Origin of the sequence: Micromonospora sp. NPDC049801 (assembly GCF_040656575.1) — a bacterium.
Lineage (GTDB): Bacteria > Actinomycetota > Actinomycetes > Mycobacteriales > Micromonosporaceae > Micromonospora.
The window spans coordinates 483,854-507,749 of sequence record NZ_JBFAMS010000001.1 but is presented as its reverse complement, the minus strand read 5'-3'; the positions used below and the strand labels follow the sequence as shown (position 1 = coordinate 507,749).

The 23,896-nt window shown below is 72.7% G+C and carries 27 protein-coding genes and 1 tRNA gene; 24 read left to right on the top strand and 4 right to left on the bottom strand.

The window, feature by feature from the left end; translation table 11 throughout:
* The first annotated feature begins 25 nt into the window (after positions 1–25).
* From AB0I89_RS02410 to AB0I89_RS02355, 12 genes are all read left to right on the top strand, one after another.
* Complete coding sequence (locus AB0I89_RS02410) at positions 26–1,018, top strand: RNA polymerase subunit sigma-70 (protein ID WP_357119463.1); 993 nt, start codon at positions 26–28, stop codon at positions 1,016–1,018.
* The gene (locus AB0I89_RS02405; RefSeq protein WP_357118814.1) at positions 1,015–1,470 is read left to right on the top strand and encodes a DUF6069 family protein; all 456 of its coding nucleotides are present in this window, start codon (positions 1,015–1,017) and stop codon (positions 1,468–1,470) included. Before AB0I89_RS02410 ends, AB0I89_RS02405 begins: the two co-directional genes overlap by 4 nt.
* 63 nt (positions 1,471–1,533) lie before the next feature.
* The gene (gene fdh / locus AB0I89_RS02400) at positions 1,534–4,806 is read left to right on the top strand and encodes a formate dehydrogenase (protein ID WP_357118811.1); all 3,273 of its coding nucleotides are present in this window, start codon (positions 1,534–1,536) and stop codon (positions 4,804–4,806) included.
* Positions 4,799–5,881, top strand: coding sequence for a 4Fe-4S dicluster domain-containing protein (locus AB0I89_RS02395; RefSeq protein WP_357119461.1), 1,083 nt, complete (start codon positions 4,799–4,801; stop codon positions 5,879–5,881). Before fdh ends, AB0I89_RS02395 begins: the two co-directional genes overlap by 8 nt.
* Positions 5,878–7,068 carry an NrfD/PsrC family molybdoenzyme membrane anchor subunit gene (nrfD, locus tag AB0I89_RS02390; protein WP_357118808.1) on the top strand — a complete coding sequence of 397 codons (1,191 nt, stop codon included), beginning with the start codon at positions 5,878–5,880 and terminating at the stop codon, positions 7,066–7,068. The genes AB0I89_RS02395 and nrfD overlap by 4 nt, the downstream gene beginning before the upstream one ends.
* A gap of 34 nt (positions 7,069–7,102) precedes the next feature.
* Positions 7,103–7,198, top strand: a tRNA-Sec gene (locus AB0I89_RS02385).
* A 20-nt stretch (positions 7,199–7,218) separates the two neighbouring features.
* Positions 7,219–8,523 (top strand): L-seryl-tRNA(Sec) selenium transferase, encoded by a 1,305-nt coding sequence (selA, locus tag AB0I89_RS02380; protein ID WP_357118805.1) that lies wholly within the window; start codon positions 7,219–7,221, stop codon positions 8,521–8,523.
* A 2-nt stretch (positions 8,524–8,525) separates the two neighbouring features.
* Positions 8,526–10,280 carry a selenocysteine-specific translation elongation factor gene (gene selB / locus AB0I89_RS02375; RefSeq protein WP_357118802.1) on the top strand — a complete coding sequence of 585 codons (1,755 nt, stop codon included), beginning with the start codon at positions 8,526–8,528 and terminating at the stop codon, positions 10,278–10,280.
* 59 nt (positions 10,281–10,339) lie between these two features.
* The gene (locus AB0I89_RS02370) at positions 10,340–11,083 is read left to right on the top strand and encodes a hypothetical protein (RefSeq protein WP_357118799.1); all 744 of its coding nucleotides are present in this window, start codon (positions 10,340–10,342) and stop codon (positions 11,081–11,083) included.
* 39 nt (positions 11,084–11,122) lie between these two features.
* A complete protein-coding gene (locus AB0I89_RS02365; RefSeq protein ID WP_145781709.1) occupies positions 11,123–11,320 on the top strand; it encodes a hypothetical protein in 198 nt (65 codons plus the stop codon).
* Between the two features lie 63 nt (positions 11,321–11,383).
* Positions 11,384–12,661 (top strand): hemolysin family protein, encoded by a 1,278-nt coding sequence (locus tag AB0I89_RS02360; RefSeq protein ID WP_357118796.1) that lies wholly within the window; start codon positions 11,384–11,386, stop codon positions 12,659–12,661.
* 72 nt (positions 12,662–12,733) lie between these two features.
* Positions 12,734–12,919 carry a hypothetical protein gene (locus tag AB0I89_RS02355; protein ID WP_355244916.1) on the top strand — a complete coding sequence of 62 codons (186 nt, stop codon included), beginning with the start codon at positions 12,734–12,736 and terminating at the stop codon, positions 12,917–12,919.
* A 5-nt stretch (positions 12,920–12,924) separates the two neighbouring features.
* On the opposite strand, the gene AB0I89_RS02350 is transcribed toward AB0I89_RS02355, so the two are convergent.
* On the bottom strand, positions 12,925–13,575 hold the full coding sequence (locus AB0I89_RS02350) for a hypothetical protein (RefSeq protein WP_357118794.1): 651 nt from the start codon (positions 13,573–13,575) through the stop codon (positions 12,925–12,927).
* A 132-nt stretch (positions 13,576–13,707) separates the two neighbouring features.
* Between AB0I89_RS02350 and AB0I89_RS02345 the strand changes: the two genes are divergently transcribed.
* Positions 13,708–13,914, top strand: coding sequence for a hypothetical protein (locus AB0I89_RS02345; RefSeq protein ID WP_355051033.1), 207 nt, complete (start codon positions 13,708–13,710; stop codon positions 13,912–13,914).
* Here AB0I89_RS02345 and AB0I89_RS02340 read toward each other — a convergent pair.
* The 3 genes from AB0I89_RS02340 to AB0I89_RS02330 all read right to left on the bottom strand — a co-directional run bounded on the left by AB0I89_RS02340 (position 13,911) and on the right by AB0I89_RS02330 (position 15,550).
* Positions 13,911–14,387, bottom strand: a complete 477-nt coding sequence (locus AB0I89_RS02340; protein WP_357118790.1) for a hypothetical protein — start codon at positions 14,385–14,387, stop codon at positions 13,911–13,913. The genes AB0I89_RS02345 and AB0I89_RS02340 overlap by 4 nt on opposite strands.
* The gene (locus AB0I89_RS02335) at positions 14,384–14,596 is read right to left on the bottom strand and encodes a phosphatidylethanolamine-binding protein (protein ID WP_088948250.1); all 213 of its coding nucleotides are present in this window, start codon (positions 14,594–14,596) and stop codon (positions 14,384–14,386) included. Before AB0I89_RS02335 ends, AB0I89_RS02340 begins: the two co-directional genes overlap by 4 nt.
* A gap of 72 nt (positions 14,597–14,668) precedes the next feature.
* Positions 14,669–15,550: a universal stress protein gene (locus AB0I89_RS02330; protein ID WP_357118786.1), complete on the bottom strand. Its 882-nt coding sequence runs from the start codon at positions 15,548–15,550 to the stop codon at positions 14,669–14,671.
* A 112-nt stretch (positions 15,551–15,662) separates the two neighbouring features.
* On the opposite strand from AB0I89_RS02330, the gene AB0I89_RS02325 reads away from it, so the two are divergent.
* From AB0I89_RS02325 to AB0I89_RS02275, 11 genes are all read left to right on the top strand, one after another.
* A complete protein-coding gene (locus tag AB0I89_RS02325) occupies positions 15,663–16,409 on the top strand; it encodes an SAM-dependent methyltransferase (RefSeq protein WP_357118783.1) in 747 nt (248 codons plus the stop codon).
* Positions 16,410–16,483: 74 nt separating this feature from the next.
* Positions 16,484–17,662 (top strand): PP2C family protein-serine/threonine phosphatase, encoded by a 1,179-nt coding sequence (locus AB0I89_RS02320; protein WP_357118780.1) that lies wholly within the window; start codon positions 16,484–16,486, stop codon positions 17,660–17,662.
* 56 nt (positions 17,663–17,718) lie between these two features.
* Positions 17,719–18,186, top strand: a complete 468-nt coding sequence (locus AB0I89_RS02315; RefSeq protein ID WP_357119458.1) for a MarR family transcriptional regulator — start codon at positions 17,719–17,721, stop codon at positions 18,184–18,186.
* A gap of 280 nt (positions 18,187–18,466) precedes the next feature.
* Positions 18,467–19,099: a CDP-alcohol phosphatidyltransferase family protein gene (locus AB0I89_RS02310; RefSeq protein WP_357118777.1), complete on the top strand. Its 633-nt coding sequence runs from the start codon at positions 18,467–18,469 to the stop codon at positions 19,097–19,099.
* On the top strand, positions 19,096–20,034 hold the full coding sequence (locus AB0I89_RS02305) for a DUF881 domain-containing protein (RefSeq protein ID WP_357118774.1): 939 nt from the start codon (positions 19,096–19,098) through the stop codon (positions 20,032–20,034). Before AB0I89_RS02310 ends, AB0I89_RS02305 begins: the two co-directional genes overlap by 4 nt.
* Complete coding sequence (locus AB0I89_RS02300; RefSeq protein WP_355051040.1) at positions 20,031–20,363, top strand: small basic family protein; 333 nt, start codon at positions 20,031–20,033, stop codon at positions 20,361–20,363. Before AB0I89_RS02305 ends, AB0I89_RS02300 begins: the two co-directional genes overlap by 4 nt.
* Before the next feature lie 11 nt (positions 20,364–20,374).
* Complete coding sequence (locus tag AB0I89_RS02295; RefSeq protein ID WP_357118770.1) at positions 20,375–21,346, top strand: DUF881 domain-containing protein; 972 nt, start codon at positions 20,375–20,377, stop codon at positions 21,344–21,346.
* Between the two features lie 83 nt (positions 21,347–21,429).
* On the top strand, positions 21,430–21,810 hold the full coding sequence (gcvH, locus tag AB0I89_RS02290; RefSeq protein ID WP_357119455.1) for a glycine cleavage system protein GcvH: 381 nt from the start codon (positions 21,430–21,432) through the stop codon (positions 21,808–21,810).
* Positions 21,811–22,027: 217 nt separating this feature from the next.
* Complete coding sequence (locus AB0I89_RS02285; RefSeq protein WP_007071101.1) at positions 22,028–22,480, top strand: FHA domain-containing protein; 453 nt, start codon at positions 22,028–22,030, stop codon at positions 22,478–22,480.
* A 50-nt stretch (positions 22,481–22,530) separates the two neighbouring features.
* Positions 22,531–23,232 carry a MerR family transcriptional regulator gene (locus AB0I89_RS02280; protein ID WP_357119452.1) on the top strand — a complete coding sequence of 234 codons (702 nt, stop codon included), beginning with the start codon at positions 22,531–22,533 and terminating at the stop codon, positions 23,230–23,232.
* A 181-nt stretch (positions 23,233–23,413) separates the two neighbouring features.
* Entirely contained in the window at positions 23,414–23,878 is a 465-nt protein-coding gene (locus tag AB0I89_RS02275; protein WP_007460347.1) for a bifunctional nuclease family protein, read from the top strand.
* Positions 23,879–23,896 lie beyond the last annotated feature (18 nt).

Genomic DNA, 23,896 nt, shown 5'->3' with positions numbered 1-23,896 from the left:
CACGACGAGACGGGAGCAAGACGTGATGGGTACGGACGCGCGGAGCGAGGGCGCGGGCGCTCTGGCCGAGGCCGACGAGACCACCTTCGCGGGGCTGGCGCAGCGGCACCGGCGGGAGTTGCACGTGCACTGTTACCGGATGCTCGGGTCGTTCGAGGACGCCGAGGACACCGTGCAGGAGACGTTCCTGCGGGCCTGGCGGCGGCGGGAGACGTTCGAGGGGCGGTCGACGGTGCGGGCCTGGCTGTACCGGATCGCCACGAACGCCTGCCTGGACCTGTTGGCCAGGTGCCGTCCGGAGCCGGCCCGGGGCGGTGAGGTGCGGTGGTTGCAGCCGTACCCGGATCGGCTGCTCGACGAGTTGCCGGCGGGCGACGCGGATGAGCCGGAGGCGGTCGCGGTCGCGCGGGAGACGATCGAGTTGGCGTACGTGGTGGCGGTCCAGCACCTCGCGCCGCGTCCCCGGGCCGTGCTGATCCTGCGGGACGTGCTGGGCTGGCCCGCGAAGGACGTCGCCGAGCTGCTCGGGGATTCGGTCAACTCGGTGAACAGCGCCCTGCAGCGGGCGCGGGCGGGCTTGCGCGAGCACCTGCCCGCCGAGCGGCAGGACTGGACCGGTGGCGACCAGGACGCCGGGACGCGCGAGCTGGTGCGGCGCTTCACCGAGGCGAGCGTGGCCACGGACATCGGCCGGCTCACCACGATGTTGCGCGAGGACGTGCGCTGTTCGATGCCGCCCACGCCGGGCCTGCACGTGGGTCGGGACGCGGTGCTCAGCGACTGGATCGGGGACGGTTTCGACGGGATGACGGGTCTGCGTGGCGTCGCCACCTCGGTGAACCGGCAGCCCGCGGTCGCGTTCTACCACTGGCGGGAGGCCGAGGGCGCGTACCTGCCGTTGACCATCGACGTCCTGCGCGTCACCGGTGGGGCGATCACCGAGATCGTCATCTTTCACGCCGACCAGTTCCCGCGGCTGGGGCTGCCGGAGCGACTGTCGGCAGGTGGTGCGCGGTGAGTGTCTCGGCTACGCCCTACCGCACCCACCGGCTCCTCGGGCTCGTCGGTGTCGGCCTGGTCGCCACCGTGGCGGCGATGGCCACGACGACTCTCGCCGCCGCGCTCGCCGGGGCCGCCGGGGTCGACTTCGAGATTCCCGAGGGTGGCGAGGTGATCCCGGTGGCCGGGTTCGCCGTGGTGACGGGTGTCTTCTCGGTGGTGGGCGTCGTTCTCGCCGTCGTGCTCGGTCGGTTCAGCGCGCGTCCCGCCGACCGGTTCCTGTGGACGGCGGTGGTGCTGACCGCGATCTCGCTGGTCCCGCCGTTTCTCTGCGGGGCAGCGCCGGTGACCGTCGTGGCGCTGGTCGTGCTGCACCTCGTCGCCGCGGCGGTGATGGTCCCGGCGCTGACGTGGCGCCTGGGCCGACTGGACCGTCTGGACCGTCGCCGCGACGGACGGACGCTCGATTAGCGAAGACTCCTCATCTGACCTATGTTCGGGAGGTCGCGCGCTCACGGGCAAGGAGGTGTCGGGATGGGTCTACGGACCTTCATCGAGGGTTGGCCGGTGTATCGCCAGCTCACCGGCACGGACCCGTTGGGCCGGGGCGCCGCGGCGAAGTCGGCGCGGTCGGCCGCTCTGACGGCGCGTACCGAGACCGCCGATTCGGTGGCGCGGTCGGTGTGTCCGTACTGCGCGGTGGGGTGTGGTCAGCGGGTCTTCGTCGCCGACGGGCAGGTCACGCAGATCGAGGGTGACCCGGACAGTCCGATCTCGCGGGGCCGCCTGTGTCCCAAGGGCGCGGCCAGCAAGAGCCTCGTGACGAGTCCGCTGCGCCAGACCACGGTCCGCTACCGCCGTCCGTACTCCACCCAGTGGGAAGACCTCGACCTCGAGACGGCCGTCGACATGATCGCCGATCGGATCCTCGCGGCCCGGGCCCAGACCTGGGAGGACCGCGACGCCGAGGGCCGGCCGCTCAACCGGACGCTGGGGATCTCCAGCCTGGGTGGGGCGACGTTGGACAACGAGGAGAACTACCTCATCAAGAAGTTGTTCACCGCGATGGGGGCGTTGCAGATCGAGAACCAGGCGCGTATTTGACACTCCGCCACCGTCCCCGGTCTGGGGGCCAGCTTCGGTCGCGGCGGTGCGACGGACTTCCAGCAGGACATCGCCAACGCTGACGTCATCGTCATCCAGGGCTCCAACATGGCCGAGGCGCATCCGGTCGGGTTCCAGTGGGTGATGGAGGCCAAGCGTCGGGGCGCGAAGGTGTTCCACGTCGACCCGCGGTTCACGCGCACGAGCGCGGTGGCGGACGCGTACCTGCCGATCCGGGCGGGCACCGACATCGCGTTGTTGGGTGGGGTGATCCGGTACATCCTCGACAACGAGCTGGACTTCCGCGAGTACGTCCTCGCCTACACCAACGCGGCGACGATCGTCAGCGACCGGTTCAGCGACACCGAGGACGGCGACGGGTTCTTCTCCGGCTTCGATCTCGAGACCGGCAGTTACGTGCAGGACAGCTGGCAGTACGAGGGGCACGAGGACTCCTCGGGCAGCGGACACACCGCGAAGGAGCGGGACACCGCCGCCGGGTTGGAGCACGAGTCGCACGGCGCGCCGGTGGGCGGCCAGACCCAGCGGGACGAGACGTTGCAGCACCCGCGCTGCGTCTATCAGATCCTCAAGCGGCACTACGCCCGCTACACGCCGGAGATGGTGGAGCGGGTCTGCGGCATCCCGCAGGACAAGTTCCTGGAACTGGCGCGGGCGTGGACGGAGAACTCCGGCCGGGAACGCACCGGCATGCTCATCTACTCGGTGGGCTGGACGCAGCACAGCGTGGGCGTGCAGTACATCCGCGCCGGGGCGATCATCCAGCTCCTGCTGGGCAACATGGGCCGGCCCGGTGGCGGGGTCATGGCGTTGCGCGGGCACGCGAGCATCCAGGGCTCGACCGACATCCCGACCCTGTTCAACCTGCTGCCCGGCTACCTGCCCATGCCTCACCACGCCGATCACCCCACCTTTGACGAGTGGGTGGACAGCATCCGGCACCCCGGGCAGAAGGGCTTCTGGGGCAACGCGCGGTCGTACGCGGCCAGCCTGCTCAAGGCGTACTGGGGGGACGCCGCGACGCCGGAGAACGACTTCGGCTACGGCTTCCTGCCCCGGCTGACCGGGGACCACGGCACCTACCAGCAGGTCCTCAACATGATCGATGGAAAGATCAAGGGGTACTTCCTGCTCGGCCAGAACCCGGCCGTCGGGTCCGCGCACGGCCGGGCGCAACGCCTGGGCATGGCGAACCTCGACTGGCTGGTCGTGCGGGACCTGTTCATGATCGAGAGCGCGACGTTCTGGAAGAACGGCCCCGAGGTGGCCACCGGCGAGATCGTGCCCGAGGAGTGCCGCACCGAGGTGTTCTTCCTGCCCGCCGCGTCGCACGTGGAGAAGGAGGGCACGTTCACGCAGACCCAGCGGCTGTTGCAGTGGCGGGAGAAGGCCGTCGAGCCGCCGGGCGACGCCCGCTCCGAGCTGTGGTTCTTCTACCACCTGGGCCGCCGACTGCGGGAGAAGCTGGCCGGCTCGTCGCTGCCGCGCGACCGGGCGCTGCTCGACCTCACCTGGGACTACCCCACCCACGGTCCGCACGCGGAGCCCAGCGCCGAGTCGGTGCTGCGCGAGATCAACGGGTACGACGTGACGACCGGCCAGCCGCTGTCCAGTTTCGCCGAGGCCCGCGACGACGGCTCCACGGCCGTCGGCTGCTGGATCTACACCGGCGTGTACGCCGACGGCGTCAACCAGGCCGCCCGCCGCAAGTCCCGGCACGAGCAGGACTGGGTGGCCGCCGAGTGGGGTTGGGCGTGGCCGGCGAACCGGCGCATCCTCTACAACCGCGCCTCCGCCGACCCGGACGGCCGTCCGTGGAGCGAGCGCAAGCGTTACATCTGGTGGGACCCGGACAAGGCCGAGTGGACCGGCCACGACGTGCCGGACTTCGAGAAGACCAAACCGCCGTCGTACCGGCCGCCGGCCGGCGCGTCCGGTCCGGAGGGGATCGCCGGTGACGACCCGTTCGTCATGCAGGGCGACGGCAAGGGTTGGCTGTACGCGCCCAGCGGCGTCCTGGACGGGCCGCTGCCCACCCACTACGAGCCGGTCGAGTCGCCGGTGCGCAACCCGCTCTACCGCCAGCAGGCCAACCCGACCCGCAAGTCGTACGCGCACCCGGTGAACTCGGTGAACCCGAGCCCGCCGCAGGAGCACAGTCAGGTTTTCCCGTACATCTTCACGGTCAGCCGGCTCACCGAGCACCACACCGCAGGTGGGATGAGCCGGACGGTACGACCCCTCGCCGAGTTGCAGCCGGAGATGTTCGTCGAGGTGTCGCCGGAGCTGGCCGCCGAGACCGGGTTGGCGCACCTCGGGTGGGCGCACCTGGTCAGCGGTCGGGCGGTGATCGAGGCGAAGGTGCTGGTCACCGACCGGCTCACTCCGTTGCGGGTGGACGGTCGGGTCATCCATCAGGTGTGGCTGCCGTACCACTTCGGGTTCGAGGGTCTGGTGACCGGCGACTCGGCCAACGACCTGTTCGGCATCACCCTCGATCCCAACGTCCTCATCCAGGAGAGCAAGATCGGTACCTGCGACGTACGGCCCGGCCGGCGGCCCACCGGGGCTGCCCTGCTCGACCTGGTCGCCGACTACCAGCGGCGGGCCGGGATCACCCCGGGTGGGCACGCGCCGGCCGTCACCACCGACCAGGACGGGAAGGGCAGCGGTGATTCCTGACCCGAACAGCCTCTACGGGCCGCTCGATCCGGCGCCGGACGCGGGTTATGTGGACGCGCCGCAGCGGATGGGGTTCTTCACCGATACGAGTGTGTGTATCGGGTGTAAGGCGTGTGAGGTGGCGTGCAAGGAGTGGAACGGGGTTCCGGAGAGTGGTCTGGATCTGTTGGGGATGTCGTATGACAACACGGGTGCGTTGACGGCGAACTCGTGGCGGCATGTGGCGTTCGTGGAGCAGCCACGCCCGGCGGGACATGGCAGCGCGGCGTTCGCCGGTACGCCCACCGGTACGGCGGTCAGCGCGGCGTCGGCGGCGGTCGCCGCCGGCACGGCGGGGCCGACCGGCACCGACCCGGGTCTGCCGCCCGGGTCGCCGTCGGCCGCCGCGCGCATGGCCGACGGCGGCGCGACCGGCACCGGCCCGGCCGACGGCGGCGCGCAGCCACAGTTTCTGGGTATGCCGGGGGCGCAGCCGCCGGGGCGGGACAGCGGTGTGGAGGGTCGGTCGGATTTTCGGTGGTTGATGATGTCGGATGTGTGTAAGCACTGCACGCATGCGGCTTGTTTGGATGTGTGTCCGACGGGGTCGTTGTTCCGGACGGAGTTCGGGACGGTGGTGGTGCAGGAGGACATCTGTAATGGGTGTGGGTACTGCATTTCGGCGTGTCCGTACGGGGTGATTGATCAGCGTAAGGGTGATGGTCGGGCGTGGAAGTGCACGCTGTGTTACGACCGTCTGGGTGCGGGGATGACGCCGGCGTGTGCGCAGGCGTGTCCGACGGAGTCGATCCAGTACGGGCCACTGGAGGAGTTGCGGGAGCGGGCGGCGGTGCGGGTGGCGACGTTGCACGGCCGGGGTGTTCCCGAGGCCCGCTTGTACGGGCACGACCCGGACGATGGTGTGGGTGGTGACGGGGCGTTCTTCCTGTTGTTGGACGAGCCGGAGGTGTACGGGCTGCCGCCGGACCCGGTGGTGACGACCCGGGACCTACCGGCCATGTGGAAACGCGCCGGCATCGCCGCGCTCGCCATGGCGGCGGCCACCGTAGCCGCCTTCGTGGGGAGATCCTCGTGAGCCCGGAGCGCCTTCCGGTGGGCGACCGGTTCCGCCGGTTCCGCGACCGACTGGCCGCCGCGAGCCTCGACCTACCGGGCCAGAGGCAGGCGGACGACGGCGCCGATGTGGCCGTGCCGGCCCGCGCCCACGAGGATCGGACGCCGCAACCACACGACGATCGGCCGGCGCAGCCCCGGGAGAACGCCGCGCGGCGCTCCCGGCGCGGTCGTCGCGGTGGCGGGGAGGAGCTGCGGGTCCCCGAGGCCGAGTTCACCTCCTACTACGGCCGGCCCATCCTCAAGGCCCCGGTGTGGAAGTGGGACATCGCCGCGTACCTGTTCACCGGCGGTCTGGCCGCCGGCTCGTCGCTGCTGGCCGCCGGAGGTCAACTCACCCGCCGCCCGGCGCTGCGCCGCGCCGGCCGGGTCACCGCGCTGGGCGCCGTCAGCGCCAGCGCGGTCTTCCTCATCCGGGACCTGGGCCGGCCGGAGCGGTTCCATCACATGCTGCGGGTGGCGAAGCTGACCTCGCCCATGTCGGTAGGCACCTGGATCCTCAGCGCGTTCGGGCCGGCCGCCGGGTTGGCGGCGATCGCCGAGACCGCCGACTGGCTGCCCCGGCACGGTCCGCTCGGGTTGGTCGGTCGGGCTCTGCCGCCGGCCGGGCACGCCGCCGGGCTGGTCGCCGCCGTCACCGCGCCCGCCCTGGCGACGTACACCGGGGTCCTGCTCGCCGACACGGCGGTGCCGTCGTGGCATGAGGCGTACCCCGAGTTGCCGGTCATCTTCGCGGGCAGCGCGCTGGCCAGCGGCGCGGGCGTCGGTCTGCTCGCCGCGCCGCCGTCGCAGGCCGGGCCGGCCCGCCGGATGGCGGTGGCCGGGGCGGCCCTGGAGCTGTACGGCGCGCACCGCGTGGAGACCCGTCTCGGGCTGCTCAGCGAGCCCTACCGGTCGGGTCGGCCGGGCCGGCTGTTGCGCGCCGGTCGGCTGCTGACCACCGCCGGGGTGGCCGGGGCGCTGCTGGGTCGGCGTAGTCGCGCCGTCGGGGCGTTGTCCGGGGCCGCGCTGCTGGGCGCGTCGGTCGCCACGCGGTTCGGCATCTTCTACGGCGGCGTCGCGTCCGCCCGCGACCCCCGCTACACCGTCGTGCCGCAACGCGAGCGGGTGAACGCCCGGCGGACCGAGGTGGATCCGACGACTGACTGAGCGGTCGCACCGGCGTTGTGATCGAATGTGCGACGGAGGCGTTCAGGCGGCTGGTGCCCCTCCCGGTCTTCAAAACCGGTGTGGTCCGGGACCCGGGCCAGGCGGGTTCGATTCCCGTCCGTCTCCGCCAACGGCGGCAGGAGTGACGTGATGCGTGACGGCAGCGAGGACCCGCGACGTCGGGTGCCCCGCACCGACACCCTCCTCGCCGATCCGCAGCTGGCGGCGGCCATCGCGACCCTCGGCCGCGAGCGGGTCAAGGCCGCCGTCGTGCGGGCGCAGACGCGGGCCCGCCGTGGTGAGATCGCCCCCGAGGAGGTGCGGGACGCCTCCGTCGCCGGACTGCCCGCGCCGGGTCCCCGCGCGGTGCTCAACGCCACCGGTGTCGTGCTGCACACCAACCTGGGCCGGGCGGCGCTGTCGCCGGCCGCCGTCGCGGCGGTCGTCGCGGCCGCCGGGCACACCGACGTCGAACTGGACCTGAACACCGGGCGCAGAGCCCGTCGGGGCCGCGACGCCCTCGACGCGCTCGCCGCCGCCGTGCCCGACGCCGCCGCCGTGCACGTGGTCAACAACGGCGCTGCCGCGCTGGTGCTGGCGGCCACGGTGTTGGCCGCCGGCCGGGAGATTGTGGTCAGCCGCGGCGAACTCGTCGAGATCGGCGACGGCTTCCGCCTACCGGACCTGCTGGTAAGCACCGGCGCGCGACTGCGCGAGGTGGGCACCACCAACCGCACGACGCTCGACGACTACGCCGCCGCCGTCGGCCCGCAGACCGGGTTCGTGCTGAAGGTGCACCCGTCGAACTTCCAGGTCACGGGCTTCACCTCGGCCGTGCCGGTGCGCCAACTGGCCACCCTCGACGTGCCGGTGGTCGCCGACATCGGCTCCGGGCTGCTCGCACCGGATCCGTTGCTGCCCGACGAGCCGGACGCGGCCAGCACCCTGCGCGCCGGCGCGGCCCTGGTCACGGCGAGCGGCGACAAACTGCTCGGCGGCCCGCAGGCCGGCCTGCTGCTCGGCGACGCCGCGCTCGTCGAACGCCTACGCCGCCACCCGCTGGCCCGCGCGCTGCGCGTCGACAAGCTCACCCTGGCGGCGTTGGCGGCCACGCTGCACCGGCCGGACACCCCGACGCGGACCGCGCTGCACGCCGATCCGGCCGTCCTACGTCGCCGGGTGGAGCTGCTACGCGACCGGCTCGGCGCGGACGGACGCAAGGCGGAGGTCGTGGAGGCGGTCGCCGTCGTCGGCGGTGGCGGCGCTCCCGGCGTCGAGCTGGAATCGTGGGCGCTGAGCCTGCCCGAACGGTACGCCGTCCCGCTGCGCACCGGAGACCAGCCGGTGCTGGGTCGGGTGGTGCGGGGCCGACTCCTGCTCGACCTGCGGTGCGTGCCCGTCGACGCCGACGACACGGTCCTGGCCGCCGTGCTGCGCGTACCCGGGGACGACTGAGCATGTTCGTCGTCGCCACCGCCGGGCACGTCGACCACGGCAAGTCGACCCTGGTCCGGGCGTTGACGGGGATGGAACCGGACCGGTGGGCCGAGGAACGCCGCCGGGGCATGACCATCGACCTGGGGTTCGCCTGGACGACGTTGCCGTCCGGCGGCACGATCGCCTTCGTCGACGTACCCGGGCACGAGCGGTTCGTGCCGAACATGCTCGCGGGGGTCGGTCCGGTGCCGGCCGCGCTGATCGTGGTCGCCGCCGACGAGGGGTGGATGCCGCAGTCCGCCGAGCACCTGGCCGCGCTCGACGCGCTCGGCGTCGGGTGCGGCCTGCTGGTGGTGACCCGCGCGGATCTCGCCGACCCGGGGCCGGCGACGGAGCGCGCCCGGGACGAGATCGCGGCGAGCAGCCTCGGCGCGGTGGAGACGGTGGCGGTCAGCGGGTTGACCGGCGCCGGGCTGCCCCAGTTGCGGGCCGCGCTGGACCGGCTCGTCGCGCGGCTGCCCGACCCCGTCGCGGACGCGCCCGTGCGTCTCTGGGTGGACCGCAGCTTCACCGTGCGGGGCAGCGGCACCGTCGTCACCGGAACGCTGGGCGCCGGTCGGCTGCGGGTCGGCGACACCCTGGAACTGGCCGGCGTCGACGAGCCGGTCCGGGTCCGCGGCCTGCACTGCCTGGGCGAGGCCCGAGCGGAGGCGTCGGCCGTGTCCCGGGTGGCGGTCAACCTGCGGGGTACGCCCCGCGACCGGCTCGGCCGCGGCGACGCGCTGCTCACCCCGGGGCGGTTCCACCGCACCGACCTTCTCGACGTGCGGCTCACCGGTGACCCCGCCGCCGACCTGCCGTCCACCCTCACCCTGCACGTGGGGTCGGCGGCCGTGCCGGCGCGGGTGCGGCCGCTCGGCGTGGACACCGTCCGGCTGCGGTTGGCCCGCCCGCTGCCGTTGCTGGTCGGCGACCGGGCGCTGCTGCGTGATCCCGGCCGTCATCGGGTTGCCGGTGGGGTACGGGTCCTCGACGTCGCGCCGCCGCCACTGTCCCGCCGGGGCGCGGCGGTCGCCCGCGCGGCGGTCCTCGCCGAGCTGGACGGTCGCCCCGACCTGGCCGGCGAGCTGCGCCGCCGTCGCCTGGTCCGGGTCGGCGCGCTGCGGCGCATGGGTGTGCCGGTGCAGGCCACGCCGGTGGCCGCTGACTGGCTGGCCGATCCGGGGCACTGGCGGCAGCTCGGCGACCAGGTGACCGAGGAGGTCACCCGCTACGCCCGGGAGCACCCGTTGGAGGCGGGCATGCCGGTGGACGCGCTGCGGCAACGTCTCGCCCTGCCCGACCGGGCGCTGGTCGAGGCGCTGGTGCGTCCGCCGCTGCGGGTGCACGGTGGCCGGATCGGCACGGCCGCCGTCGACACCCTGCCCGAGCCGGTGGCGCGGGCCGTGCGGCGGGTGCGCGCCGAGTACGCCGACCGGCCGTTCCGCGCCCCGGAGGCGGACCGTCTCGTCGAACTGGGCCTGGGACCTCGGGAGATCGGCGCGGCGGTACGCGCCGGCGCGCTGCTGAGGCTGGCCGACACCGTGGTGCTGCTGCCCGACGCGCTCGACGCGGCGGTCACCGTCCTCGCCGGCCTGCCCCAGCCGTTCACCCTGTCGGCGGCCCGGCAGGCGCTGGACACCACCCGACGGGTGGCGGTGCCGCTGCTGGAACTGCTGGACCGCCGTGGCGCGACCCGTCGGCTGCCCGACGACGCGCGGGTCGTCGTCACCTGAGCGCGTCTCCGCGATGACCAGGGGTGGCCGGGGTTGCGGTGGGCTGTCAGGGTGGAGAGGTGGCCGAGCCGCTGCTGTCCCCGTCGCGGTCGTCACGTGACCGGTGGCGTGGTGTCGTCGCGGGCGCGATGCGCTGGGGATTGCCGCTGCTGTGGGTGCTGTGGGCTGCGCTGGCGTGGTGGGTGACCCCGCGCGAGGCGACGGCGGGCCAGCTCGACCGGGATCTGGCGGCGGGCCGTGTGGTGACCTTCCAGCGGGCGTCCGGCTGGGCCGACGACGACCTGTACTGGGGCAGCCGGCCGCACCTGCGGTACGACATGCAGGGCGCGATGATCGCGTGGAGCGTGCCGAGCGGTCGGGTGCGGTACGCCTTTGTCGACCCGCCCAACGCGCAGGCGCAGTCCCTCGTACCGGAGGCGACCGAGCGGCCCGACGGGTTGGACGCGCGGCTGGCCGCGTCGGCGCGCCCGTGGCAGGCCTCCGGCGTCGCCGCGCACCGGCTCGCTGACACCGCCGGGCTGCTCGCTGGCGCGGTGACCCTGATGTGGCTGCTCCGGCTGGTCGGTGGGGCCCCACCGGCGGTCGGCACCCGGTGGTTCTGGTGGTGGATCGGGCTCCTCCCGTTCGGCGTGGGCGTGCTGGCCTGGTCGTACCGGGAGATCTGGCGACCGCCGCCGGTGCCGCCGCCCGCTCGCGGCTCGGGGTGGCGCGGCGTCGGTTGGCTGCTGCTCGCCGGGATCGGCATCGCCATGCTGGTGTCCGCCGCGCGGGCTCTGCTCGGTGCCGCCGTGGTGCCGGGCTAACCGGCCCCCAAACCGTCGGCGGTCACCTACGGTGACGCCATGGACCCTTCGGCGGTCTGGCGGGACCGGCAGCACCAGTGGCGGATCGAGGCGTACCGCGCCCCGGACCTGCGGTTCGCCATCTACGCGACGAACGGGCCCACCGAGTCGGTGCCGCTGTGGCTGTTCGGCATGACGGCGCTGGCCCGGTGGTTGATGACGCACTCCATCTCGCTGGACGACCTGGAGGTCGACTAAACGCACGCGGGAGCCGGCCGCGCTGCGGTTGAGTGACGGAAGGGCGGTCGACGGGGGTGCGTGGTGGGCGGTCAGCTCGGGCAGTTGGCGCTGGTCGCCGTCCTGGTGCTGGTCAACGCCGCGCTGTCCGGCAGCGAGATGGCGCTGGTGACGCTGCGCGAGGGGCAGTTGCGACGGTTGGGTCGGCGCAGCCGGGCCGGCGAGCGGCTGGTCCGGCTGTCCCGGGACCCGAACCGCTATCTGGCCACCATCCAGCTCGGCATCACCCTGGCCGGGTTCCTCGCCTCGGCGGCGGCCGCCGTGTCCCTCGCCCAGCCACTGGTCGGCCCGTTGGGTTTCCTCGGCGCGGTGGCTCGTCCGGCCGCGGTGCTGCTGGTGACGGTGGCCCTGACCTTCGTGACGCTGGTGATCGGCGAGTTGGCGCCGAAGCGGCTGGCGATGCAGCGCGCCGAGCGGTGGGCGCTGCTCAGCGCCGGCCCCCTGGACCTGCTCGCCCGGGTGTCCCGCCCGGCGGTGTGGCTGCTCAGCTCGACGACCGACGTGGTGGTCCGCCTCGCCGGCGGGAACCCACGGGCCAGCCGTGAGGAGATGACCGAGGAGGAGCTGCGGGAGATGCTGGCCACCCAGCGGGGACTGTCGGCGCAGCAGCGGGAGATCCTGAGCGGCGCGTTCGACATCGCCGGTCGGACGCTGCGGGAGATCCTGGTGGCCCGGCGGGAGGTGACCACGTTGCCGGCCGACCTGCCCGCCGCCGAGGGGGTTCGTCTGCTCGGCGTCGCCGGCCGGTCCCGTGCGCCGGTCACCGGCTCGGGCGGCCTCGACGAGGTGGTCGGCGTGGTGCACATCCGCGACCTGGTCCGGGCCGAGGCCGGCACGGTGGGGGAGCGGGCCCGGCCGCCGCTACTGCTGCCGGTCACCCTGCCGGTCGCCGACGCGCTGCGCTGCCTGCGCCAGGAACACCAGCAGATGGCCCTCGTGGTGGACGAGCACGGTGGCATCGACGGCATCGTCACGCTGGAGGATCTGCTGGCCGAGGTCGTCGGCGAGCTGTACGACGAGACCGACCGCGACGTGCGCGGTGTGGTCCGGGAGTCGGACGGGTCGCTGCTGGTGCCCGGTGACTTTCCCCTGCACGATCTGCCCGACGTGGGGGTGCGGCTGAGCTTCCCGCTGTCCCGGGAGTACACGACGGTGGCGGGGCTGGTGCTGTCCCGGTTGCGGCACCTGCCGGGGACTCCCGGTGAGACGGTGCGGTTGCCCGGGTTGACCATCGAGGTGGTGGAGGTCGCCGACCGGGCGGTGCGCCGGGTACGGCTGCGAGGCTTCGTCGCCGAACAGTGACCGCACCCCCGAAAGAGGGACAAAACGCGTGAATCGTCACGGTGGAAAGGTGGCCCGCCTACGGTGCGGTACGTGAAGGACCGAGGGTTACGTACGTTCGTCACCGTCCTCGCCGGCCTCGCGGTGATCTATTTCGGCAGCACCGGCCGCAGCCCCGAGGAGGGCCGGGGCATCTCCGGCGGCGTCATCGTCCTGGCGCTGCTCGCCGCGCTGCTGGTGTGGCACCTGACCCGACCGGGGGACAAGACCGTCAAGTGAGCGGCTCAGCCGGCGGCGACACGGGCGACCTCACCGGCGGACTCCTCGCCGAGCGCCACCCGTACCAGCGCCGAGGCGAGCCGACCGAACTCCGGTTCGTCGACCAGGGACGCCAGCCGGTCCGGTGAGCCCGGCAGACCCAACCGCTTCGCGCCGGCGAGGGCCCGCCGGTCGGCGTACGGGCGCACGTCGGACCAGACCGTCTGCGCCTCGCGCAGGTAGATGTCCGCGCCGGTGGGTCCGATGCCGGGGAACTCGGTGAGCCGTCGACGCAGCCCCGCCGGGTCGCCCTGGGCATCGCGGTGCAGCCGACGCAGGTCGCCGTGCCACCGGTCCAGACACAGCCGGGCCCCGGTGCCCAGCATGGTGGCGGTGCGTTCGTCGTAGCGGCGGTAGTGACCACGCCCCAACGCGTCGACCCGCTGCTGCCAGCTCGCCGCCTCCATCGCCTGCGGTGTGCGGTAGCCGGCCGCGAACAGCTCCCGCGCCGCGTCCACCGCGACGCAGGCCCGGATCCGGGTGCTCAACAGGGTGGCCAGCACCAGCAGCTGGTACAGCGGGCCGGGACGGTCGGCCAGCCGGATGCCGGCCTCCTCGGCGTACGTGTCGCCACGCCGGTCCAGCAGGACCCGCACCACCGCTCGATCGTCACCCACACCACGGGGTACCCGCCGCACGCCCGGCTAGCCCTCCCGACGCCAGCCAGGACCGGAATGTGGCCGGATCCCACGGGTATGCGGCCGGTGGAGGCGGTCGATGCCGCCTGCCGTACCGGGAGGGAGACGCTCGTGGTGAACCCGCAGCAGGAGGAGTTCCGGCGTAACGCCAAGGGAGCGACCAGCCAGGACAGCAAGGGGCCCGGACCGTCGGGTCATCCGCTCAACCGTGGCTCGTCGCGGGGGGACGCCGGCCGGCCGGTGCCCAAGGGGCAGGTGTCGCCGTACGGCCCGGCGGGTGAGCCGGTCGCCGAGGACGACAGCGACACCCGCTCCTAACGACCGTGACCTGACGGCCGTCGCAGCCTGTTCCAGGTGGCGGCGGCCGTCAGCCCGTACGCCAGGTGCGGGATGATGTCGGAGATCCAGTCCGAGCGCCGCCAGGTACGGGGATCGCTGATGCCCAGCGCCGTGATGGACCCGTCGGTCATCGCCATGACGCCGGCGCCGAGCACGCCGGTGGCCATCGGCAACGGCTGCCGTCGGCCCCCGGCGTAGAGCGCGAAGGCCATGCCGGCGGCGATGCCCAGCCCGTAACCGATCAGGGGGCCGAGCCCCGAGCGGCGGGTGGCCGCCCGGGGCTCCGGTCCCAGGTCCACGTGCGCGAGGTGGGCCAGCTTGTCGACGGTCTGCTCCGGCGTGCTGCTCGCCGGCCGCGCCCGCAGCGCGATGTCGAGGTAGCCGACCACGTTCAGCGCGGTGCTGCCGACCGCGCCGGCGATCGCGCCGTCGGCCAGGTCGACGCCCCTCACTTCGGGTCGCCCGGTTCGCGTTCGCTCTTGGGACCGTACGTGCGCTCACCGCGCACGACGCCCCGTTGGCCGCGATCCTCCTGCAGGATCCGGTTGGCGACCTGGTTGGCCTTGCCGTCGGGTACCCGACGTCCGGAGTCGTCGATCGCGTTGCGCAGGCGCGCCCGCTGCTTGTCGTACGCGTTGCTGCCCGGCCGTGGTCCTGGCATCTGCTGCCTCCTTCGTCGCCGTTGGCGTACCGCGGCCGTCTACCCGTTGGGCGGCGGACCAACCCCGGGGCGTCAGCGGGGACCGCGCACCACCTCGACCGGGCAACGCGCGTGGTGCAGCGCCGACTGGCTCACCGACCCCAGCAGCAACCCGGTCACCTCGCCGCGCCCCTGCCCCCCGACGACCAGCAGTTGCGCGTCAGCGGACGCCTCGGCGAGCACGGCGCTGGCGCGTTCCCGGGTCGCCCGGCACGTCAGGCGCAACCCCGGATGGCGGTCGGTCAGCCCGTGCAGCCAGCCGCCGAGCAGCCGCTCCTGTTCGTCGTGCAACCGCGCCTCGTCGTACACCAGGGGTTGCAGGTCGCCGGGACCGCTGCTGCCGGGGTGCCGGTAGGCGTGCACCGCGCGCAGCGGCACGCCGCGCGCCACCGCGGCCTCGGCGGCGACGTCGGCGGCGAGCAGCGACGCCGGTGAGCCGTCCAGCCCCACCACCACCGGGCCGTCGGGGCGTTGCTCGCCGCGGGCGACCAGCACCGGGCAGTCGGCGTACGCGCTGACCTGCACCGCTACCGAGCCGACGACGAGCCCGGAGAAGCCGCCCAGTCCCCGGTCGCCGAGCACGATGAGCGCGGCGGTCGGGGACTCGCCCACCAGCACCGCGGCGGCCTCGCCGTCGATGATCTCCCCGGAGACCGTCAGCCCGGGTGTGGTCGCCTCGGCCTCGGCCACGGCGGCGGCGACCAGCTCCTGTGCCCGCTCGCGCAGTCCGACGCCCGGCGGCGCGCCGGACGGAGGTGCCACGGGTACTCGTAGCAGCGGCCAGATGAAACCGTGCACCACCCGCAGCGGCCGGTGCCGGCGGACCGCCTCGGCGGCGGCCAGGCGCACGGCGCGCAGGGACGGCTGCGAGCCGTCCACGCCGACCACCACCGCCGCGCTGTTCGCCGCGTTCACCGCCCACCCCCCGCCGGGCCAGTATCGCGGGCGTGGCGGCGCGGCGGAGCGATACCGCCGCTCGGGCACCGGTCGGTACGCTGGCGACGACCCGAGGGGAGGAGCGCCGTCGATGGGTGAACCGGACGAGCCGAGCACCGCTCGCATGATCGACTACTGGCTCGGTGGGGAGCACCACTTCGGCGTCGACGTGGCCGCCGCGACCGCTTTCGAGCAGGCGTACGGGCCGTGCGCGCCGGTCTTCGCGGAGCTGCGGGCGTTTCTCGGCCGGGCGGTCCGGGCGATCGTCGAGCAGGGCGTGGACGGGTTCCTGGTCTTCGGGGCGGGGGTGCCCACGATGGGCAACGTGCACGAGGTCGCTCCCGAGGCCAGCGTGCTCTACACCGACGTCGATCCGGTGACCATCCGGCTGGGTCAGCGGATCCTCGCCGGCAGCGACCGGGCGGGCTACGGCTACGGCGACGCCACCGACATCGGTACCATCGACCCGGCCCAACTGCACCGCTTCGTACCCGGGTGGGGGCGACGGCCGGTGGGGCTGGTCTTCCTCGGGCTCGCCGCGTTCCTCGACGACGACACGCTGAGGCGCACCCTCGACGAGTTGTACGCGGCGGCGGCGCCGGGCAGCCTGCTGGCCGTGGACTTCGACACCGAGGAGCTGGCCGCCCACCCGCAGGCGTTGGCGATGATGGGGCCGGCGTTCCGGATGCGACCCGCGGCGGCGTTCGCGCCGCTGCTGGGCCGGTGGACGCCGACGTCGGACGGAATCGTCCCGGTCAACCGCTGGCGGCCCGCCGGCGTGCCGGTCGACGTGCCGGACGCCTTCCACGGTGTCCTGGCGACGCGCGGCGCCGACTGACCCGCGACGACGGGTTGTCCGGGGTCTCCGTATGATGCTTGCCCTGTAGCAAGTTTTTGGAGGGACGACCAAGCATGGTGGACGCGCCGGACGGGGTGTCGCGCGCGCTACGCGAAGCCGCGCCCGACCAGTTGGCGGAGGCGGCGGACCGGGCGATCCGGGCGGCGTTGGGCGCGGTGCGCACCGACGTGTTCGTCGCCGACTACCGGATCAGCGGGCTCTGGCCCGTGCTGGACCCGGACCTGCCGGCGGCCGGAGCCCTGGCCCGGCACACCGTGGCGCAGCGCTGCTTCTCCAGCCAGCAGCCGGTGCGCGACGGTCTCGAGGACGGGGCCTGCCGGCTCTACCTGCCCCTGACGGTGTGGGGGGAGCGCCTCGGCGTGCTGCTCATCGAGCTGCCGACCGTGCCCGGCCCGGCGGTCACCGGCCGTGCCACCGACATCGCCGGTGACCTGGCGGTGGCGATGCGGGCCGCGGACCGGGAGACCGACCGGTACCGCCGGGCCCGTCGTCGGGAGCGGCTCAGCATGGCCGCCGAGATGCAGTGGGACCTGCTACCCGGGCGCAGCGTGGCACACCGCTGCTTCCACCTGGCCGGGCAGTTGGAACCGGCGTACACAGTCGGTGGAGACCACTTTGACTGGTCGTTGGACGGGGAACGGCTGACGTTGACGGTGCTCAACGGCGAGGGCAACGGCCTGGCCGCGTCGCTGCTGACGGCGGTGACCGTCAACGCCATGCGCAACGCCCGCCGCTCCGACGGCGGCCTCGTGGAGCAGGCGGAGTTGGCCTCGGACACGGTCTACTACCAGCACCGGGGCCGTCGACACGTGGCCACGTTGCTGCTGGAGCTGGACATCGCCACCGGGCGGGTACGGGCGGTCGACGCCGGTTCGCCGCACCTGCTGCGGATGCGCGGCGCGACCGTCGAGCCGATGACGCTGGATCAGCAGTTGCCGCTGGGCATGTTCGCCGAGACCCGCTACGAGGTGCAGGAGTTCCAGCTCGCGCCGGGTGACCGGGTCTTCGTGGTCAGCGACGGGGTGTGGGCGGCCGAGCCGGCGGGGCGGGAGCCGTACGGGCAGCGGATGTTGGCTCGTTCGCTGCGCGCCACTCGGTTGCAGCCGGCGACCGAGGCGGTTGGTACGGTGATGCGCGAACTACACGCCTACCACGCGGATTCCGATTTGCGCGACGACGCCGTCGTCGTCTGCCTCGACTGGCATGGTCCGCGTGGGCGGGATGGCGGATGAGAGTCGCCGCCACCGTCCCGGGCGGGCACCAGCGCGACGACGGCAGGGGACATCGGGTGGAGCGACCGGCGGATCTCGCCGCGGCGATCAACGCGGCCGCAGAGACGCTGATCGCCGTGCTCGACTCGGCGGCGTCACGGCATCAGGTGCCCCCCACGCAGTTGCGGGTGCTGATGCTGATCAGTGGCCGTCCGGAGACCAATGTCAACGGGCTGGCCGAGCTGCTGGACGTGGTGCCCTCCTCGGCCAGCCGACTGTGCGACCGGTTGGAGGCGACCGGCCTGCTGCGTCGCGTGGCGGATCCGCGGGACCGGCGGGAGGTGCGGTTGGTGCCCACCGCCGCCGCGTTGACGCTGTTGCGGGAGTTGGCGGAGCGGCGCCAGCGCGCGGTGCAGGCCGTGCTGGACAGGATGCCGCCCCGGACGCAGCACGACCTGTTGGCGTCCCTGTTGGCGTTCGGCCGCGCGGCGACGCAGACGGTGCCGGAGCAGCAGGCCGACCAGGCAGCGGTCCAGACGGCCTGACGCGTTCCACCAGTATCCTAGGACGCTCTGGCGGTGGTGATCCACACCACACCGCCACACCACCGCGCCGACCGCGCACGGCGGCCGGGCCGTCGACGAGAGCCCGATATAGTGGCAGCGCACTTAACCGGCCCGCGATCTCGGTGATCGCGGGCCGTATCAGGGCAGAGGTCCCGTCCCGGGACCGCAGGGAGCCGGTGGTTGCCGGCCCGACAGCGCGTACGACCTCCGCCGCGCCCGATCTCGGCCCGGCGTCGGGGCGTGCCGTGAAGGAGGTTCGGTGTCGCGTCGGCCGGCTCAGGCAGAGCACCCGCGGGACACCGGCGAGCAGACGCCCGGCGACCAGGTGCTCACCCTGCCCAACCTGATCAGCTTCGGGCGGTTGCTGGGCGTACCCCTGTTCCTCTATCTCTTCCTGGTCTCCCGGGCGGACGTCGCGGCGGTGGTGGTGCTGGCCATCGGCGGCACCACCGACTGGGTCGACGGTTGGATCGCCCGCCGACTGCGGCAGGTGAGCCGGCTCGGTGAGCTGCTCGACCCGCTCGCCGACCGGCTCTACATCCTCGCCACGCTGCTGGCCTTCACCGCCCGGGGGGTGGTGCCGTGGCAGTTCACGGCGGCGCTGCTGGCCCGGGAGCTGCTGCTGCTCGGTTCGCTGGCGGTGCTGCGCCGCTTCGGGTACGGGCCGCCGCCGGTGCACTACGTGGGCAAGACCGCCACGTTCCTGCTGCTCGCGGCGTTCCCGGTGCTGCTGCTGGCCACCGAGTGGAGCGCGGCGGCGACGGCCACGGCCGCGATCGGCTGGGGATTGGCCTGGTGGGGGCTGGTGCTCTACTGGGTGGCCGGCGCGATGTACGTGGTGCAGGCGTCGCGGTTGGTGCGCGGGGCGCGTGGCCGGGACGCGGCCGCGTGAGCGCGACGCCGCCGACGCCGCGGCCCCGCCCGGATCGGGTGTACGCGCCGGACTTCCTCACCGAGTTGTTCCGTAACCCGCTGGACCCGGGGTACGCGGACGCGGCCGCCGCGCGCCGGCGGGGGTCGTCTCCGGACGCGCCCCGGGGCTGGGCGGCGCGGTCGGTCGGCCTGGTCGTGGTGGTGGTGCTGGGTTTCCTGTTCGCGGTGGCGTACCGCCAGACGATGGCGGACGAGCCGGGGCGCGCCCAGGCGCGCTCGGGGCTGGTGGCGCAGATCAAGGAGCGGGAGAGTCAGACCGACCGGTTGTCGGCGCGGGCGGACCAGCTGCGTGAGGAGGTCAGCCGGCAGCGGGACGCGGCGTTGAGCGGTTCGGCCGCGGCGCGTCTGCGGGACCTGGAGGCGAGCACCGGGCTGGGTCGGGTGCGGGGTGACGGTGTGGTGGTGCGCCTGGCGGACGCTCCGGGGAACGCGGATGCGGTGACCGGTGCGGGCGCGGGGCCGCCGCGGGTGCTGTACAGCGACCTGCAGGGTGTGGCGAACGCGTTGTGGAGTGCCGGCGCGGAGGCGATCGCGATCAACGGCCAGCGGTTGACGTCGACGTCGACGATCCGTTCGGCGGGTGAGGCGATCCTGGTGGATTTCCGGCCGGTGACGGGGCCGTACGAGGTGTCGGCGACGGGTCCGGGGTCGATGCGGCGCAAGTTCGAGGACAGTCGGAACGCGGCGCTGATGCGGGAGGTCGCGCAGAAGACCGGGTTGTCGTTCGGTGTGCGGGAGGCGGAGGACCTCACCCTGCCGGCGGCGCCGGAGCCGCAGCTACGCTACGCCAAGCCGTCGGTCAGTCCGAGCCCTTCGGGGTCGGGTGGCCGGTCTGGCAGTCCTGGGTCGTCGGGTTCGCCGGGGACCGCTAGTCCTTCCGGAGGTGGCGGATGATCGCGGTGCTGGCGTTGCTCGCCGGTGTGGTGCTCGGGGTGTGGCTTGATCCCACGGTGCCGTCGGCGTTGCAGCCGTACCTGCCGATCGCGGTGGTGGCCGCGTTGGACGCGGTGTTCGGTGGGGTGCGGGCGAAGTTGGACCGCATCTTCGACGACAAGCAGTTCGTGGTGTCGTTCATCTCGAACGTGCTGGTGGCGGGCCTGATCGTGTATCTGGGTGACCAGTTGGGCGTGGGTGGGCAGTTGTCCACCGGTGTGGTGGTCGTGCTGGGTGTGCGGATCTTCGGAAATGTGGCGGCGATCCGTCGGCACCTGTTCCGGGCGTAGGTTTGACAGCGATGAGCGACGAGCAGGATGAGACGGGGACGGGCTGGCCGCAGCCGGTGGTGCCGGGGCGGCCCGGTGGGCCGGCGGGTGAGCCGGATCCGCGGCCGGATGCGCCGGATCCGGACGAGTTGAGTCCGTTGGCGCCGCGCGGGCCGGTGTCGGAGCCGCAGCCGGACGACGCGGAGCCGGAGGTGGTGCCGGCCGATGACGGGGCGACGGTGGACCTGCGCGCGGTGTCGCGGGCGGGGGAGCCGGCGGTGTCGTCGGACGAGCCGGACGTGCCGCCGGCCGCGCCCGCGGTGACCGGTCGGTCGCGGTGGAGCGCGGCCGGGGTGATGATCGCGGTGTTGTTGGCGTTGCTGGGGTTCACGCTGGTCGTGCAGTTGAAGACGACGTCGACGGATCCGACGTTGGGGGCGACGCGTCAGGAGGACCTGGTGCGGATCCTGTCGGATCTGGACGCGCGGGAGAGTCGCCTGCAGCAGGACATCCGGGCGTTGGAGGACAGTCAGCGGCAGTTGGCCTCGGGTGAGCAGGGTCGGCAGGCGGCGTTGGACGAGGCGACGCGTCGGGCGGACGAGCTGGGGATTCTGGCGGGTACGTTGCCGGCGGTGGGCCCGGGGCTGACGGTGCAGTTCTCCAGTGGGGTGAAGCCGATCACGGCGAACCGGGTGTTGGACGCGGTGCAGGAGTTGCGGGGCGCGGGCGCGGAGGCGATGCAGATCTCCGGTGGTGACCGGGCGACGGTGCGGGTGATCGCGTCGACGTACTTCCTGGATGGGGAGAACGGGTCGCTGATGGTGGAGGGGCGTCGGTTGACGGGTCCGTACACGATCACGGTGATCGGTGATCCGGCGACGATGCGTACGGCGTTGAACATTCCTGGTGGGGTGGTGGCGTCGGTCCGGGGTGACGGCGGTAACGTGACGTTTGGGGAGCGTGAGGTTGCCGAGGTTTCGGCGCTGCACGTGCCGACCAAGTAGGAAACACGCCCGTCCGGTCTCCTGACCGGCGCGGCCGCGCCGGGCCCGGGTGGTCCGGGGCACGATGGATGAGGACGCGTCTGGTGATTCCCGAGGATCTGCGATACACCGCCGAGCATGAGTGGGTGGCGGGTGACGGTACCGGTTCGATCCGGGTCGGCATCACGCACTTCGCGCAGGACGCGTTGGGTGACATCGTGTACGTGCAGTTGCCGGAGGCGGGTGCGGTCGTGGCGGCCGGTGACTCGTTGGGTGAGATCGAGTCGACCAAGAGCGTGTCGGAGATCTACGCGCCGGTCGCGGGTACGGTGGCCGCGCGGAACGAGGCGCTGGGCGACACTCCTGAGCTGATCAACACGGATCCGTACGGTGCGGGTTGGTTGGTGGAGATCACGCCGGCTGATCCGACGGCGACCGACGGGTTGCTCACGGCGGGCGCGTATCAGAAGATCACCGAAGGCTGAGTGTGCTTGATCCGGCGTGCGGGATGTCTGCGCGCGTCCGGTTGCCCTGCATTTCGGCGCTGGCTAGGCTCGCCCAGTCGACCGAGAAGAACCCATTAGTTGTGCGTTGTGGAATTGCCTTCCCGGGCACGGGGAGCCAGCCGCCGGGTGTTGGAGTGCCCGGCGGCCAGACCCGCCATTACCCGACGCCGACCGAACAGATCCGTGAGGTGGTCCCATGACGCGCCCAGACGACGAGTTCCCCCCGCTCGACGTCACCTCGACGCTCAATCTCGGCTCGCTCGACGAAGTGCTGGAGGGGCCGGACACCGATGTGGTGCCGAGCCGGATGTCCGGTTCGTTGCCGCCGGGTATGGCGCTGCTGGTGGTTCGTCGCGGTCCGAATGCGGGTGCCCGGTTCCTGTTGGACCACGACGTGACGACCAGTGGCCGGCATCCGGACAGTGACATCTTCCTCGATGACGTGACGGTGTCGCGTCGGCACGCGGAGTTCCACCGTGATGGTGGGACGTTCACGGTGCGGGACGTGGGTAGCCTCAATGGCACGTACGTGAATCGTGAGCGGGTCGAGGCGGCCACGTTGAGCAATGGTGACGAGGTTCAGATCGGTAAGTTCCGGGTGGTGTTCATCGCCGGTCCGCGCCCGGAGGAGGAGGCCGGCCGGGGGTGAACGAGCCTGCGGCCTCCACGCCACCCGGGGCGGCCCGGTCCCAGCCGCTGATGAGCATCGGTGAGGTGCTGGGTCAGTTGCGGGTGGATTTCCCGGACACCACGATTTCGAAGTTGCGGTTCCTTGAGGCCGAAGGGCTGGTTGAGCCGCAGCGGACGGCGTCGGGTTACCGGAAGTACAGCTGGGACGATGTGGCGCGGTTGCGGTTCGTGTTGACCGCGCAGCGGGACAGGTACCTGCCGTTGCGGGTGATCCGTGAGCAGTTGGCCGAGTGGGATTCGTCCGGTGAGCAGCCGGAGCGGTCGCGGCCGGCGTTGGTGGCGGTGGGGCCTGATGGTGCGGTTCCGGGTCGGGAGTCGGCGGAGCCGGCCGAGTCGTCGCAGGTGCGGCTCGGCCGGGCTGAGTTGGTGGCCCGCAGTGGGGTCGACGAGTCGACGCTTGTGGAGTTGGAGCGGCTCGGTGTGCTGGTGTCGGATCCGCCGGGGTGGTATGACGCGGATGCGTTGATCATCGCGTCGGCGGTGGCGGGTCTGGCGGCGTACGGGTTGGAGCCGCGGCATCTGCGGGGTTATCGGACTGCGGCCGATCGTGAGGTCGGGTTGTTCGCGCAGTTGGTGGCGCCGTTGGCGCGGCAGAGTGACCCGGCGGCGCGGGCGCGGGCGGCGGAGACGGCGCGGGAGTTGGTGGCGTTGTCGGAGCAGTTGCACGCGGCGTTGGTGCGGGTGGGGTTGCGGTCGACGTTGGGTCGGTGAGGTGCCCGGCAGGTGCGGCGGAGCGGAAAGATCTCTTCTCTGAAGCGTGCCGTAGGCTTGCCGGGGTAACCCCTTTCTGGCGCGGACGTGGTGCTGTAGCGCATGGGACGGCCGTGTTGCGGTCCGTGTACCGTGCAGGGAAGGGCGCGGTGCGTAGGTTGACGACGACACGGAGGCGGCGGTGCGCGAGCTGAGCGTGGTCGGAGTTCGGGTGGAGCTGCCCAGCAACCAGCCGATCGTCCTGCTCAGGGAGGTCGAGGGCGACCGCTATCTGCCGATCTGGATCGGTGCGGTCGAGGCCACGGCTATCGCTTATGAGCAGCAGGGGGTCAAGCCGGCCCGCCCGTTGACGCATGATCTTTTGCGGGATGTGTTGGCGGCGTTGCAGGCGCCGTTGCAGGCGGTGGAGATCACCGAGCTCAAGGAGAACGTGTTCTACGCCGACTTGTTGATCGGTGACGGGGTGCGGGTTTCGGCGCGTCCGAGCGATTCGATCGCGTTGGCGTTGCGGGTTGGTGCGCCGATTCGTTGTGCCGAGCAGGTCCTCAGCGAGGCGGGGATCGTTATCCCTGATGAGCAGGAGGATGAGGTGGAGAAGTTCCGCGAGTTCCTGGAGCAGGTGCGTCCGGAGGACTTCGCGGGCTGAGCGGTTCGGGTGCCCGGC